Source organism: Calothrix sp. CBUCES-K 9914 (assembly GCF_059640475.1).
Genome location: NZ_JBXXZH010000065.1, coordinates 26,215 through 40,382, shown reverse-complemented (window position 1 = coordinate 40,382; position 14,168 = coordinate 26,215). Strand labels below are relative to the sequence as shown.

Here is a 14,168-nt window from a genome sequence, read left to right as displayed (position 1 = left end):
TTTTGATATCGTGACAAAATCTTTCTCTGGTTACTGGAAAAACTAGCTGATTTTGCCAAGCAGATTCTTTTATGTACTTCCAACCTTGCGCTCCCGGTGCTATAGCTTTTGCGTCAACTGCTCTAATTAAATTAAATAAATAGCCGTAGAGAGAGAATGGAAAAGATAAGCTCTTATTTGTTTGATATTTTCCTTCCATACTCACATTCCAAGGAGTTAACAAAAAGTCAATAATGGGATAAGATTTGCGGACAACTTTAGTTGTTTCTGGAGAAAATAAAGTATCTACAGCGTTCCAAAATACACCTGATGTATCAGCAAACACCATACCAAATTCAGGTACACGTATTTCAGAGCGCGTTGTCATTAATGTTGTTGAACCCACTTTAATTTTACTAAAATCACTAAATGGATAGATGCGAGAATATCCTAATTTTCGCAAACAATCTTCTATTAAGCTATCTTTAGGAATAAGCACATCAACTTTTTTAGGAAGAGAAGCTAGAGAGCGAACATCAAAATGGTCTAAATGTTTGTGGGATATAACAAGAAAATCATATTCAGGAATTTTGCTAGTAAATACCTCTCGCTTTGGGCAAGATTCATTTAATCCTTCGCAAAAAGGGTCTTGAAGAACTGGATCCATGAGAATTTTACAATCCTCTGTTTCCACAAAAATAGAAGCATGTCCAATCATGTGAATCTTCATAATTAATTACCTCTTTTTAGATAAATTCTATGGGTGAGAAATAGCACGCACGCTATTCATACTTATAAACAACTTTTCCAAACCTATCCTTTGCGTTATAAGTCCTTTCAAAAAATTCTGTCACCTGATTTCCTCTAAATACAGAATCAATAGCTACATGAGGGGAGTAAATATACTCCCCCTTCCCTTGAAGGGAAGGGGGTTAAGTTTTAGGTTAATTTTTCCACATGACGTTAAAAATCAAATATAACGAGGAAGTGCGTACTTAGTGATATATTCAGAATGATTTTTGCATTTATAGCGAGGATGAATTTCTTGTTGGTATTTGCTTAAATCTAAATCTTGTTGAGTTGGCGAACATTCTTCGGATAGCGCTAAAGCCGCTAATGCTGTTGTAATCATTTTATGGCAGTCAATATATAGAGAAATGCTATGATGTTGACCGTGTATTTGTCTAATTTGTTGTTGTCTGTTTGCAGCAAAAGCATTCAGTGCTAATAAATTTAATAAAGCTTGAGGAGGCGCCTCTGGGTCAATGCGTAAGGTAGAATAAAAAGGTATTGCAGCAGTAAACAATCCATCAGCATCCATAAATTCTAACAGTCGCAATTGCGCCACTCGCATTGTCCGACCTCTAAATCCAAGGGCAGCCATACTCAAAATTGCTAAGGCTGTGGACATTGGGACATCATAAACACCAAAGGAGTAATCATCGTTTATACTAGCAAGTATTTCCGCCAAAAGTGTTTGCCGCAATTGTTCTGCTGATTCATCTTTACTAATTGCACAAGCTAAAACCCAATCAACTAGGTAGGGATTGGCGAAATACAAACCACTGCGATATTCAAAAGCATCAGCTAAATATTGCGTTGAAGTTTTTGCTTCAAGTCCTGCTTCTTGCCGTAGCGTCTTAATCAAACAGGTGGTAGCATAATCAGACTGACACCAGTGGCGAACACTTTCATCAAAAACCATTTTTCCTGGTTGTTCGCCATCATCCCAAAGTTGAGGATAGTAACCACCTTTTCCATCAGCAAAAATTTCCAAGTCTTCTACTGCTTGGGGATTTTTAAACCCTTGTAGCACTAATGCTGAGTCGGTAGAAGTAATTAACCTGTTTGTATCAAAAGCCCAAAGATTTCCTTCACACTTACTCAATAAAAATTCGCTTAATGTTTGACTAGCTTCTACAACTTCTGTTTTGTTTAATGCTTTCAAAACAAAGCCTAGGGGAACCAAATCTCCATAGTCAAAGGGGTTACTAGGTAAAGGAGGTTGACAAGTCATCGACATTGGCTTTTCGCAAGCTGCTTGTGCTAGTTTTGCTAAAGCTTTGAGGCTGCGATTTTTACCAAAGCTAACTCTATCTTGCGATGCTTGAATTAAACCAGCTTCTAAATTAGGGTCAATATAACCGTGCTGTAAGAAAAATACATTGCAATGTGCTGTACGGCTAAAATGAGAAAGAATTCCTGCGTGAATATGAACGGGTAAGCGATTTTGGAACTTAGCTAAGTAGTAAGAGTTTTTTGCTTCTCCACCTAAAAATTTAACTCCCACTGCTCGCAATAATTCATAATGCTCTTTTGTCGGTTCATGTTCAAAGATTGCTTGTGCTTCACCATATCCAGATTTAATTTGCAAGTGAAGTACAACGGGAGAATAAGGAGACTGCTCTCCCAAACCAAGACAATCAGCTTCATCTACAGGGAAAATTTCTAGCTCATTTGAAAATCTTTCATAGAGCGAAGTTTTTATTTGTTCGCGCGATAAAGTTGTTTGCGAAAATGGTTCAACAAGCTTAGAGTCGTTTTTTAATGCTAAAAATCTACCATGACTCGTTAGCACTGCATGACTGTAGGGTTGTAAATCTATCCCTTCAGGCAAATGGTACATTTTTCTAATTGTTATATCATCAGCTAGCTCGCTAATAGCAGATAAATTAAACATTACCATCCATTCTAAGACATCGGGAAGCGTGCGTAAAATTTCAGACACTAGCATTTTGAAGCTCTCTCCACTGAGTGATAAATTGGGGACTTGTTAAAGTATGGCTAACCGAAAGATAGGCTTTTGCTTCTAAATATTTTTGTGGTTGGTAAACTACTTTAATATGGTGTAATCCTCGGAAAAAGACTCTTTCGTATTCTGACCCTAAGAATTTTGATATTTTGAGTAAACTGCTGGGTAATAATTCCGGATGTGATTTTTCTCGAATATACCCAGGATAAGCTAGCAACGCATCCTGCTTTTCGTGAACGCACAATCCATTTTTTAGTAGATAGTCTAAAAATAAATTCCAACGTGGTTCCAATTTAGGTTGTTTAATTAAATAACATTCGAGACCAATTTTCGGGTAAACAACCTCACCGATATCAATATCCAAGTCAATTCTATCTACTAAAGGAGATAAGTCATTTAGAATATTTTTGAGTTCATTAACATTACCAGACCAATTTATCTGAGAGAGGTAATCTAAAATATTTTCTGGGGAAATATTGCGAATACAAATTCTTACTAGCTCCGATTTTCTTGCTAGCATTACGCCAACTTGAAATACGTATGCTTCTTTCGGTAACAAATCAAAGCAATTAAATAGTTGCTTCTCTACGCTTGATGAAATAGTTTTGCCTAGTAAAAGCTTTAAAGCTGATTGAGTAACCCACTCATAAGAATCGAAATTATCAGATTGAGCCGAATAAATATTCTCTGGACCAAAAAAGCAACTTGGGACAGGGACACTACTTAAAGACTCATCAATATCAAACTCTAGCCAGATATTACGTATCTTTTCATACAAAGGAGAATTTTCTTTACTCCAATGATGAGAAAATTCTCTAATATTACTCCAAACAGGTTGTTTGATGAGCGAATCTGGTAAATTTATCAAATAATTATTATCACTAGCTAAAATTTGGCGCCCAGCTTCAGTTGCATCAGCACAAATTAAAAAGTCAGCATTCGGTTTGTTAGTTCCTAAGTGACACTCAAAACCAAAGAAAGAAGTAATAGCTTGGGGTAATACCTTGGCTACAGTGTCTATATTTGACCATGTTTCTGGAGAAATGAGCTTAGGAGAAACATTTGGTTTGATGTTGCTTAGATATTCAACGAGAGAATTTTCTTTCAAACAATTCTGTGTTAAGGTTTTCATAAGAGTTTAATGCATAACATGAGTGAAGCTGACAAGAATGTACCTTCTCAGTAATAGTAAGGTGGGCACTGCCCACCTACTACGAAATCATAAGCTTTTTCAGCTGTAATTTTCGCTTGCGAGGAAGTGGTGCAAGATATCAGTGAGAGCTACAATAAGTGCGTGAATTAATTTTTATTATTCACAAATACATTTAATAGGAACTCTTTTGGCGTAGTAGCGTCATTTATTAAATAACCATCACCAATTTTCCAAGGAATCACATTTGTTGAAGACCCTAAATTCTTTAATTCGTTTTTAACTTCTTTAATAAGTACCTCGTCATGTTCGCTTGGTTCCCCTATACCTGCCCATTCATCAGCGTAAGATAAGCAAGACTTTGCTCCGACAATGGCACAAATTTCTGCTACTCCTTTTGGACCCAGAGTAGCTAAATGCCCTCCTTCTGTTTTATCTGTGACTGAAAATATTTTGGGATTACTAAGTAGGTTTGCGGCAATATCCACACCCCAAACTTCTATATCTGTACTAATAGAATTAAAAGATAAAGGTTGGAAATTGCTCAGAACATAGTCTACAGTGCCAAACTTCTGTTTAACATATTCTGCTACTTCAATCATTGAACCCATTGGGTCTGTACCAGAGTCAATTAAGAACCAAGACGTGTAATAGGGTGTACGTAATAAATAAGTATTACCCCAATTTCGTAAATCAGGATGTATCGGTTCGTTATATTCTGGGATTAAAGGTTGTTCGCCGTAAAAAGGCAAAACATTAATTTCAATATCTCCAACAATAATTGGTGCTGCATACCAATCAACAGCAATTACATTTTTAAAACCCAAACTTTTTAGTTTAGCTTCCATATCTTCACACATAATTGTTCCTCTAAGAACTTTGGGAACAATTATAGGAATTTCGGGAGGAAACATCATTAATGTAGGATAATGCCAATGGTCGTAGTGAGCATGGGAAATTAAAATTGCATCTACGCTTCCTTCTAAGTTAGCACGAGTTATATCATTTTTTAAACTAGGGATGCCATAATTAGAATGTAATTGAGGGTCTACAAGAATTCCTGTAGTCTGGCTTCTATATAGTAACGCCGCATGTTGAAGACGAAAAATTCCTGGTATTTGCGGAATTTTACTTCTATTGTGACATGGTAGCTCTTTGACAACATTAAATTTGATAAATTTGTCTAAGAGTTGTACCATTGGTTCGCTTACCTTTTGACAAATTTGCTCGTATGTAAAGTTCGAGCTACCACAAAGATAAAGCAGATATTGAATTTGTGGTAAAATCGCATTATCTTCAATTAATTCTGTACCAATTTGACCTAAGAAACTTGGAATTCGAGCGTTTGTATAAGTTAATGCTAAAAGAGGGTTTTTATTTAAGAGAAGAAATTGATTTTTTAATGAAAAACTTTCCTGACCTTTATTTGTTTCAACATCAAAGAATTTTTCAGCGATTTTTTCATGTTTTTTAGCTGCTTGCATAATTGCCTTACCGAAATCGTTTGTTTCTAAAAACGATTTAATAATTTCTTCGATGAAGGGTTGAATTACAAGGCATATATTGTCAGCAGCACTTACAGGTTTTATTTGCGCTCCGGGGACAAAGGCAATTGTACTATTCATAGTCGTTATTTTCCCTAGTTAAATTTTCTCATTCTCAATTTTAAAAATGACCCGCAGACACAGGTTAAATATTCTCCGGGTCAATGGTAACGTGTGGTGATTTACAAGGAGCTAATTAGAAGATTCATAGCAATGAGCGCTTTTTGATTAACATAACAGTACTAATAACTTCAGGATAGTTTTCTTAATCAAAATAGTCCATTGATAAAAACTCAGTTTTGTTCAGTATTTATTCAGGAATCTAGATTTGCGTAGGTATTTAACTCTTTAAAAAAGTTAGCATAAGCATACTGCAATATTTAATTACTTTTTTGCAGATAGGAACACAAATAGAGAGGTAAAAAGAATGGCTGGACAAAATCCTCAAGAAAATAACTCTGAAATGACTCGCAAAGATTTTGAAGTTCAGTTAGTTGCCAAAGCTTGGACAGATGAAGCATTTAGGCAGCAGCTACTAAGTAACCCCAAGGCAATATTGGAACAAGAACTGGGTGAAAAGCTACCAGAAGGTATAAATGTAGAGATTATTCAGGAACCGCCAAATACTCTATACATAGTGCTACCAACAAAGCCAGAAACTAGCGATGAACTTGATGAGGAGGAATTAGATGCTGTCGCTGGTGGTGTAATTCCAGCAATATTAACCGCAACAGCTGCTTATGGGGTATCTCCTTGGACTAAGGTTGGGGGTGGTCAAAAATGGTAAGTCTAATGTGTGTTGAGGTAAGCGTCATTGATACTCTTTATTCCTACTTCCCCACTTTCAAGTTATGTCCAATCAATATCATCGAATAAGCCACGCAGTTTGGGAATTGACGCTCAAATGCAATCTAGCTTGTAGCCATTGTGGTTCTCGCGCGGGTCATGCTCGCGTAAATGAACTTTCAACCCAAGAAGCGCTTAACCTAGTGTCTCAGTTGTCAGAAGTTGGGATTACAGAAGGCATCCAATACCTCCCTGCTCCCGATGCCAAAAAGTTATGTGTACACGGTAGCCTTGATAAGGGGGGCTTTAAACCCTCTTTTTCCCCCCTTATTAAGCTACCGTGTACACACAAGTCTCTTTTTCTTATCTTTCTTATCTTTCTTAGTGTCCTTTGTGCCTTTGTGGTTCCATAAAGAGATAAACCACATAATCCGAAGGATTTCCCGCAGGGTAGACACAAAGGGCACTGCATAGGGAAAAAGGCAGTTTATTTAAAGATGTGTGTACACCGTAGCCCTTATTAAGGGGGCTAGGGGGGATTTTAGTTCTTAACCAAGTAGTATTGGTATTACTCCCATAATAAAACTGAAGGCAAAACATCAGGATAAGCAATCCGCAGTAATTGATAGCCAATACCAGCAGTACCGTGGAAAAAGCCGGGGTTATAAACTTTAGGAGGTAAATTAGGAAATAGGTTAAACGTACCCTGAGTTTGGGCTTGGCTAATTACTTTACTAACAGCTTGATGCACAACTGTTAATAATTCTGGACGCTCTAACTTACGAGTTGCTACTAGCAACGTTTCAACTCGACCTAAATTACCCCAACAGAGATTATCTACATCTGAAATTAAGAATTTTTGAGTAGTTTCCAAAGCAATAGCAATTTGTTGATGAATCTCTGGGGTATCCAAAACTGATAAACCTCCTAAACGCCCTAACCCAATACCTGCGGCACCATGTGCCCAAGTTACTCTAGATATCGGTTCTTCTGACCTTATATCCAACCAATTTTGAGCGTTCGTACAAAAAACGCTTTGTTCGTAAGAAATCGCTTCGATTGCAGCATCTAAAAATCGAGTGTCTTGGCTGACATTAAATAACCGTAATAATGCATAGGCTATTCCTGCGGCGCCTTGAGAGAACCCAGTAAGCTGTTTGCCTTCCCAGGTTTTCCAAGCTCTAGGGTTATCGTTTATACTAATTCGATTTTTGAGGAGATGTTTGCCGCAAGCAATTGCTAACTCTAAGGGTGCTGGTGCCTGCTGTTTATTTGTTGTATCACAATCATATAGCGCTAAAAGACTAAGTAAAACACCTGCACTTCCTCCTATAACATCAAAGCGGTTATCAGTTGCAATTAACTCTGGGGTAATAAAAGAAGCAATTTTTTGAGCATCTTGTAAAAGCGTTGGTTCTAGTAATTGACTGATGCGTACTAAAGAATAGACAATAGAACTCAAACCTTTACTACCACTTATTCCTAACTTTCCAATTAGCCTTGTTGTATCTTCAGGACTAGAATTTAGAAGGGTATCACGCAAAGGCTGTAAGGCACTTAAAGCTAACTTACGCCATTGCTCTTCGCCTGTAATTTTTGCTAAAGCAGCCAAAAATAAGGCAATGCCAGATGCACCTTCATATAGACTATAGCTTACTTCTGAAAACTTAAAGCTTTGGGTATTCAGGTTGTATACTGTACCTAGCCATGCAGCACCGTCATTAGCATGATATATCGCGCGTTGTTGTAGTTCTTCAGCGATACTAATTGCTTTTTGCACCAACAACTCTGCATCTAAGCTTAATTGTGTCTTTGTAGAGCTACTCATCTGAGGAAATACAACAGCCTTTGGTTCTTCGACAAAACGTGAATAAAAACAACCAAGAATTATATCTACTTGCTGAGTTAAGTCGGCTACACTTAAATTTTGAATCCGTTTTATTACCAGGTTGAAGCTGGGTTCAATAAAAACTTTTGATACTACTCCTGTAGATAGAGCCAAACTGTCGCTCGAAGAGTTTGCAACTAATAGGGGAATATCTAACTGTTCCATCGCCTGCAACTCTTCCGATAGCATCTGCCAAAAGACAGGTTTCTCTTCAGTTGTTAAATACGCTCTACTTAAAACATCAAGACCTATACTACGGTCAATACCGTGACGCAACAAATGCGGAGCGCAAGAGTGTTGCAAAATAAGAGCATAGGTATTTGTGTTACGAAATACATGCCGAACTTTTTGATTAGCAAAGCTTATTAGGGGAGAGTCCGCAGCTAAAAGAGGCTCCCGATGAGAAATGAAGAAATAATACATTTGCTCAAATCCCTCCACAATATCTTGTAAATAATCTTTGGGGGAAAGAGAAATTCCGTTAAGGGTTGCTCCGTTAGTTTGCTTAACACTTACTTTCTCATAGCCTAAGTCCATTGCATCTGTATTAATATTGTCCAATTTCTGAACAGACAAAGATTGCTCCCCAACTCCCCCCAAACCTGTGATGTCTACATTGTAGTTATCGTTTAAAAACAAACCCTTCTGCGGTAGCATCGCGGTTGATAAAACAGATTGTGCTATTAGTTTTTCCGTTAACCCAGAAGCGTCTTTTTGTAATAAATCCAGTGTGTATACGTGATGATTTAATAGCGTTTCTAAATCCACCAAAACTAAGTGTTCTCCACTAGCAATTAGGTTCTCATAGTGACAATCTGTTCCTCCTAAAACATAAACTAAACAGATTAACATCCCTGACCGTTTGTAAAAGCGTTTAACTGCTGCTTCATCTTCACACGATTGATGCTCCACAAATTCCACCCAACCGTGAGTGGAACGGTTGAGGACTTGAATAATCTTGAAGGTTAATTTATCATTTAGATCATTTTTATCAATTTCCTCGCCAACCTTCGCAGTAGGTTGAGTGCTGTGCTGGTTATACCAAGAAAGAAAGTTATAAAAAGCAAAATCTAAAGCAAGCTCTTTTGGCTTGTATACTAATTTCAACCCCGTGTCAAATTTCAAAGCAATGACCGACCTTCCCTGATTATGAGTGTCCGATAGGCTTGCTTTAATATCCTCAACTTGCTTTAAGGGTGCATTCCTATTAAAGCGCTGCTCAATATCATACCAGTCTGTTGCTAACCTATCAATAAACTCAGCAGTTGTTTCTACCCAAAAATCTACTACAGTCGAAACCAGTCTGGCTAAGACACTATATTCTTGAAAAAATGAGAGTAAGCCATCTTCATATAACTTCAAAATAAACGCGCGGTACTTATCTTGGCTGTTACGCCATTGAATGGGAAGCAATAGAAATACCTTTAAAGGATTGAACGGTGAGCGAAAATCAGAAAATTCCTTAAACAAGGTGGGCGTACAAATATTCGCAAGACGCTCTAAAAGACTACGTTCTAAGGTGATAAGTGCGGTTTCGCTCAACAATTGGCTTTTAGAACCGACTATTGCACAAAGCTTTTGGCGAGCTGTTTGTATACAACTTACATAAAAATGCTCAAAAGGAACAGGATTTTCAGAGCTGAGGTAACGCTCTTGAGAAAAAAGTTGTTTGTGTGAAATTTTTTGGCTAGTTTGGAGTATTTGTTCTAATGTATTTACCCAAGAGGGTAGAAATTGGTCATCCACCAAGACAACATCAGTCAATATAGGCATAAGAGTTTTTACGTCTAACCCATCCCAAGCTAGACGTTCGTGAAATTTTGCAGAATTACCCTTAGCCACAACTTGACACCATTGCTCCAAGCGAGTTTGAACTTGTGGATCATCGTTGGAAATAGAATTGGTCAGCAAAGAATTATTTAGACGTTCAGCTAGGGTAGTAGCTTTGGCGGCAATTAATGCTAAGTCCTTTGTTATAGCCAAAATAGAAGACATATGTAGAGAAATCCAGTTTGATACTAATACTTTATAGTAAATATCTCAGCACATTATTCTAGTAAAATCACTAATAGCTGAGTATTTACTGAGTAAAACTGAGTTTTTATTAATGGATTTATCTACAATGACTTAGTATATTGAAAACAGTTGATTCCACATGACAAATTTAGAGGTTTTAAACATGAGTGTTCAAGCAGTAAATCAATTCTTACAAAAAGTTAGTGAAGACGAAAAACTTCAACAAGAGTTAGCACAAACTTTACAATCAGATGAAGAAGGAAAAGTAGCAGCAACAGAATTAGCAGCAAAACATGGATACCAATTTTCGCCAGATGAGCTTTGGCAAGAAATTCAAAATCGTCAAAGCGAATTCGAGACTAAGCAAAGCAGTGGAGAACTTAACGAAGAAGAGTTAGAATCTGTTGCAGGTGGTACTAGCCCACTTATTGCAGCAGGTATAGGTGCTGCAGGCGCTATTGGTGGTGGTCTTGCGGGTAGAAGTAAATGGTAAATAGCAAATTTTCTGAATACCAAAAATCAAATTAGCTAGTCCAGAGCGATGATAATGGCTTAAATTTATCATCGCTCTTGCATTCAAACTCCTATCAAAATATTTTGCCCATGAGTATAAAACGCAGTAAATCAGTTTTTGCAAAAAGTCAGCCAAGGCAAAAAACTTCAGTAATAATTAATTCAAGTCATAGGTTTTAATAAAAACGACCGAGTCCCAGTAACTAAGTTAGCTACAAAATATAGCTTTGATTTTACAGTCTATCAGCTTTGGCAAAATGTTGAGAAACTTCAAAATCAATTTAAATATACTCAAAATCACTAATAGCTGAGTATTTACTGAGTAAAAATGAGTTTTTATTAATGGATTTATCCAAAAAAATTCAGTATTTTCAAAACAGTTGATTATACAACAAAAATTAAGAGGTTCTAATCATGAGTTCACAATCAGTAAACCAATTCTTGCAAAAAGTTAGCGAAGATGAAATACTTCAACAAGAGTTAGCACAAGCTTTACAATCTGAGCAAGAGGGAAAAGAAGCAGCAACAGCATTAGCGGCAAAACATGGATACCAATTTTCGCCAGATGAGCTTTGGCAAGAAATTCAAAATCGCCAAAGCGAATTTGAGACTAAGCAAAATAGTGGAGAGCTTAACGAAGACGAGTTAGAAACTGTTGCAGGTGGTACTAGTCCAGCAGTTATAGGTGTTACAGGTGCTGTTACTGGTTTTATTGCGAAGCAACAAAAGTGGTAAATAGCAAAATTTTCTGAGTACCAAAAATCAAATTAGGTAGTCCAGAGCGATGATAAATTTGAGCCATTATCATCGCTCTTGCATTCAAACTGCTATAACAATATTTAGCCCATGAGTATAGAAGCAGTAAATCAGTTTCTGCAAAAAGTCAGCCAAGACGAAAAACTTCAGCAAGAATTAATTAAAGTCATGGATTTTAATGAAAATGACCGATTAGCAGTAACTGAGTTAGCTGCGAAATATGGCTTTGATTTTACAGCTGATGAACTTTGGCAACAAGTTGAAACCCTTCAAAACAGATTTAAATATAGCCAAAATAATGAACCACTAAGCGATGAGGAATTGGAATCTGTTGCAGGTGGGTTACACAATTGGCCAACACCTGGACAGTTAATTGGTAATATTTTACGAGGACACAGGGCTTGGTAAAAGTTGTAGAGACGCGATATACGGCATCTGTACTAGGTCTTTTGTGGTTGTAAAAATTTGTAAGTGTACAGTGAATACCCAATTAAATTGTTGGGAATTTGACAAATCAAATTGAAAATATTTTCAGCCGCATATCCAGATTCATCCTCATGATATTCCTCAATTTTTGAGTGAATATTTTTCAGATGGATTCCTAAATCACTTTGATTTTTAAAGATAGCAACTAGCTTCTCTATTACTGGTTTAACAATGAAGTTAATCTGAGTTTTCCTCATCGAACCTTGAATTTCAATTTTCAGCAAAGCATGGCTGTTAAGTAAATCGATTTTGCCTGTGACAATTTCTTCACAAACTTCTTCAATTAATAAATTTGTGATATAATCCATGAGAATTCGTTTTAATGTAAATTTATTCTCTTTATTCTCTACCAACGAAGATTGAATTAAATATTTCAGTATCTCCATTACTTTTTGTTGTGCAACTGGGGGATAAATCTCTGATAATAATTCAGCTATAGAGACTGGTTCGCGATGAATTGCTAACCAGTATAAAATTGCTTTTGCTAAATTAGGTAATCTGTTAAACTGCTGTTCTAAAAGGTTGCTAATTTCATCAAGTACTAAGGTCTTATGGTGAATAAATTCTCTTGTCTCTCCTTGAAATAATTCTTTAATTGCGACCGCTGCTATTTTAAGCGCTAAAGGATTCCCTGAATATTGCTCCACTAGATATTTATATTCACGCTCACTAGGACAATAGCAACCTTTAAGTTGCAGTAGCTGTTGTCCTGCTGAAGCACTTAAACCTCTCAAATGCATACAGCGCACTGGTAAGCTTTCCCCTTCCATTAAAGCAACTTCTTTCGGTTTTTCGCGACTAGTTATTATCAAGCAACTACGATGACGGCATTCTCCTAAACGTTTGAAGAAGTTAGCATAACCTTCAAAACCTAATTTGTAGCAACCAATATTTTCTCCGTTACAGAGAATTGTTTCGAGATTATCCAATATCAACAAACAACGATACTTACGTAAGCAATCAAGTAAAAGAGAAATTTTGATATCTACGCTTTCAGGTATGACTTCCTCTTGTTTACCAAAAGATTGCAGTAAGCTATTTAACAAATTTTCTAAGGAAAGCTCATTTTCTAGGGAACGCCAAATGAGGAAATCAAATTGATTCTGCATCCCTTCAGCTAACTTTACAGATAAATAGGTTTTTCCAATTCCCCCCATTCCGAGAATCCCGACAATTCGACAGTTATCGGTTTTTATCCATTCTTCAAGAATCGCTTGCTCCTTGTTACGTCCATAAAATATAGAGATGTCAGGAGCTTCGCACCAATCATGGTACTGATTAGTTACAGAGTGTTGATGAATACTTGGCGGTAATACAGTTAGATTTGGTAAACTCGCAAGCGTTGGTTGTGTTGAAACCTCTTTGTCTTCTGTAGTGTTAGTAAACGCTAGGCCAGAACCAGAAGAAGCGAAGCAATACACAAGCCCAGCTTGTCTTTCAACCGCAGCTTTAAAAGTATTCTTTTTGACTTTTTCCCCAAAAACACCAGAAAGTAGCTGCCATAATTTTGGACCTGCATCTTGCTTCAGGTAATTTGGTGAATAACCACTAGCTTTAGCAATCTGTTCGTAACACTGACGCGAACCAGACCAAGCAGATTCAATTAGAAGTCTCTGCAAGTCGTTTAAATGTACGCCAACCTTGGCGAAAACTAAGGCATCAGTAAATTTAAGTACTTCTTCCGCATTCATAGAATCCCCTACCTCTGGTATTTACTTGATTGAAATATTTGTAAATGGTGGGTGCTGGGTAAAAAATAGCCCAAGCCTCCTATAAAGGTCTAAACTATAATTGGGTTGCACTTTGCTAATTTATGCACGCGCGTTTGAATTTAAGATTATAAAAGGATGCTTAACCTCCTGAAATTCCCCTAAACTCCCGCGTGGAAGGAGTTTAAAAACGCTCTTTTCCCTGCTTCTCAAAGATACTGCTGATCCCAAACGGGGTATCACCCCTCACTACAACGATTTACTTGCCGTAATGAATGCGTCATTGCAGACCGCGTCTCTACCACCAATTTGTAGAAAACGAGGGGCTATCAACCCCGATTCGCTCTTCTGTATTATCAAGACCAGGGGAGATTAGACTTTGGGTTGAGTAGTGAATACTACTGTTCCAATATCCTAATAATGGTAGTTTCACATAATTTACGTATATCGTGCATTAGATAATGGCAGAAAAAGTAATATCTTTAGCATGAAAAAGTAATGGTTTTTTGTCGCAGTGAGATACATACTAAATAACTTCAGATTATATGTAATCGATTCAACTCATAAATTCAACTCATAAATTAAATTA

10 protein-coding genes and 1 pseudogene are annotated in these 14,168 nt (G+C 37.0%); 5 read left to right on the top strand and 6 right to left on the bottom strand.

Annotated features, from left to right (window positions below; genetic code table 11):
- The 4 genes from AC2JBO_RS16605 to AC2JBO_RS16590 all read right to left on the bottom strand — a co-directional run.
- Window positions 1-709 (bottom strand): MBL fold metallo-hydrolase (locus tag AC2JBO_RS16605; RefSeq protein WP_496954760.1); only part of this gene is annotated, 709 nt, incomplete at its 3' end.
- 240 nt (window positions 710-949) lie between these two features.
- Window positions 950-2,713 (bottom strand): hypothetical protein, encoded by a 1,764-nt coding sequence (locus AC2JBO_RS16600; RefSeq protein ID WP_496954759.1) that lies wholly within the window; start codon window positions 2,711-2,713, stop codon window positions 950-952.
- On the bottom strand, window positions 2,700-3,863 hold the full coding sequence (locus AC2JBO_RS16595; RefSeq protein ID WP_496954758.1) for a hypothetical protein: 1,164 nt from the start codon (window positions 3,861-3,863) through the stop codon (window positions 2,700-2,702). Before AC2JBO_RS16595 ends, AC2JBO_RS16600 begins: the two co-directional genes overlap by 14 nt.
- Before the next feature lie 167 nt (window positions 3,864-4,030).
- On the bottom strand, window positions 4,031-5,506 hold the full coding sequence (locus tag AC2JBO_RS16590; protein WP_496954757.1) for an MBL fold metallo-hydrolase: 1,476 nt from the start codon (window positions 5,504-5,506) through the stop codon (window positions 4,031-4,033).
- A gap of 346 nt (window positions 5,507-5,852) precedes the next feature.
- Here AC2JBO_RS16590 and AC2JBO_RS16585 point away from each other — a divergent pair, with 346 nt between their 5' ends.
- Together AC2JBO_RS16585 and AC2JBO_RS16580 are read left to right on the top strand one after the other, a co-directional pair.
- Window positions 5,853-6,212, top strand: coding sequence for a class IIb bacteriocin, lactobin A/cerein 7B family (locus AC2JBO_RS16585; RefSeq protein ID WP_496954756.1), 360 nt, complete (start codon window positions 5,853-5,855; stop codon window positions 6,210-6,212).
- Between the two features lie 64 nt (window positions 6,213-6,276).
- Window positions 6,277-6,447, top strand: a pseudogene (locus AC2JBO_RS16580) (heme biosynthesis protein); the annotation flags it as partial.
- Window positions 6,448-6,779: 332 nt separating this feature from the next.
- Here AC2JBO_RS16580 and AC2JBO_RS16575 read toward each other — a convergent pair.
- Complete coding sequence (locus AC2JBO_RS16575; RefSeq protein WP_496954755.1) at window positions 6,780-10,094, bottom strand: type 2 lanthipeptide synthetase LanM family protein; 3,315 nt, start codon at window positions 10,092-10,094, stop codon at window positions 6,780-6,782.
- A gap of 184 nt (window positions 10,095-10,278) precedes the next feature.
- Between AC2JBO_RS16575 and AC2JBO_RS16570 the strand changes: the two genes are divergently transcribed.
- The 3 genes from AC2JBO_RS16570 to AC2JBO_RS16560 all read left to right on the top strand — a co-directional run bounded on the left by AC2JBO_RS16570 (window position 10,279) and on the right by AC2JBO_RS16560 (window position 11,792).
- Window positions 10,279-10,608: a Nif11-like leader peptide family natural product precursor gene (locus AC2JBO_RS16570; RefSeq protein ID WP_496954754.1), complete on the top strand. Its 330-nt coding sequence runs from the start codon at window positions 10,279-10,281 to the stop codon at window positions 10,606-10,608.
- 434 nt (window positions 10,609-11,042) lie between these two features.
- Window positions 11,043-11,363: a Nif11-like leader peptide family natural product precursor gene (locus tag AC2JBO_RS16565; RefSeq protein ID WP_496954753.1), complete on the top strand. Its 321-nt coding sequence runs from the start codon at window positions 11,043-11,045 to the stop codon at window positions 11,361-11,363.
- 111 nt (window positions 11,364-11,474) lie between these two features.
- On the top strand, window positions 11,475-11,792 hold the full coding sequence (locus tag AC2JBO_RS16560) for a Nif11-like leader peptide family RiPP precursor (RefSeq protein ID WP_496954752.1): 318 nt from the start codon (window positions 11,475-11,477) through the stop codon (window positions 11,790-11,792).
- 32 nt (window positions 11,793-11,824) lie between these two features.
- On the opposite strand, the gene AC2JBO_RS16555 is transcribed toward AC2JBO_RS16560, so the two are convergent.
- Window positions 11,825-13,561 carry a helix-turn-helix domain-containing protein gene (locus AC2JBO_RS16555; protein WP_496954751.1) on the bottom strand — a complete coding sequence of 579 codons (1,737 nt, stop codon included), beginning with the start codon at window positions 13,559-13,561 and terminating at the stop codon, window positions 11,825-11,827.
- Between the last annotated feature and the right edge of the window lie 607 nt (window positions 13,562-14,168).

What these genes read in the sequence shown, in the direction of transcription:
- AC2JBO_RS16560 (WP_496954752.1), top strand. Translation starts at nt 11,475, where the DNA reads ATGAGTATAGAAGCAGTAAATCAGTTTCTGCAAAAAGTCAGCCAAGAC.
- AC2JBO_RS16600 (WP_496954759.1), bottom strand. Translation starts at nt 2,713, where the DNA reads ATGCTAGTGTCTGAAATTTTACGCACGCTTCCCGATGTCTTAGAATGG.
- AC2JBO_RS16565 (WP_496954753.1), top strand. Translation starts at nt 11,043, where the DNA reads ATGAGTTCACAATCAGTAAACCAATTCTTGCAAAAAGTTAGCGAAGAT.
- AC2JBO_RS16585 (WP_496954756.1), top strand. Translation starts at nt 5,853, where the DNA reads ATGGCTGGACAAAATCCTCAAGAAAATAACTCTGAAATGACTCGCAAA.
- AC2JBO_RS16555 (WP_496954751.1), bottom strand. Translation starts at nt 13,561, where the DNA reads ATGAATGCGGAAGAAGTACTTAAATTTACTGATGCCTTAGTTTTCGCC.
- AC2JBO_RS16590 (WP_496954757.1), bottom strand. Translation starts at nt 5,506, where the DNA reads ATGAATAGTACAATTGCCTTTGTCCCCGGAGCGCAAATAAAACCTGTA.
- AC2JBO_RS16570 (WP_496954754.1), top strand. Translation starts at nt 10,279, where the DNA reads ATGAGTGTTCAAGCAGTAAATCAATTCTTACAAAAAGTTAGTGAAGAC.
- AC2JBO_RS16575 (WP_496954755.1), bottom strand. Translation starts at nt 10,094, where the DNA reads ATGTCTTCTATTTTGGCTATAACAAAGGACTTAGCATTAATTGCCGCC.
- AC2JBO_RS16595 (WP_496954758.1), bottom strand. Translation starts at nt 3,863, where the DNA reads ATGAAAACCTTAACACAGAATTGTTTGAAAGAAAATTCTCTCGTTGAA.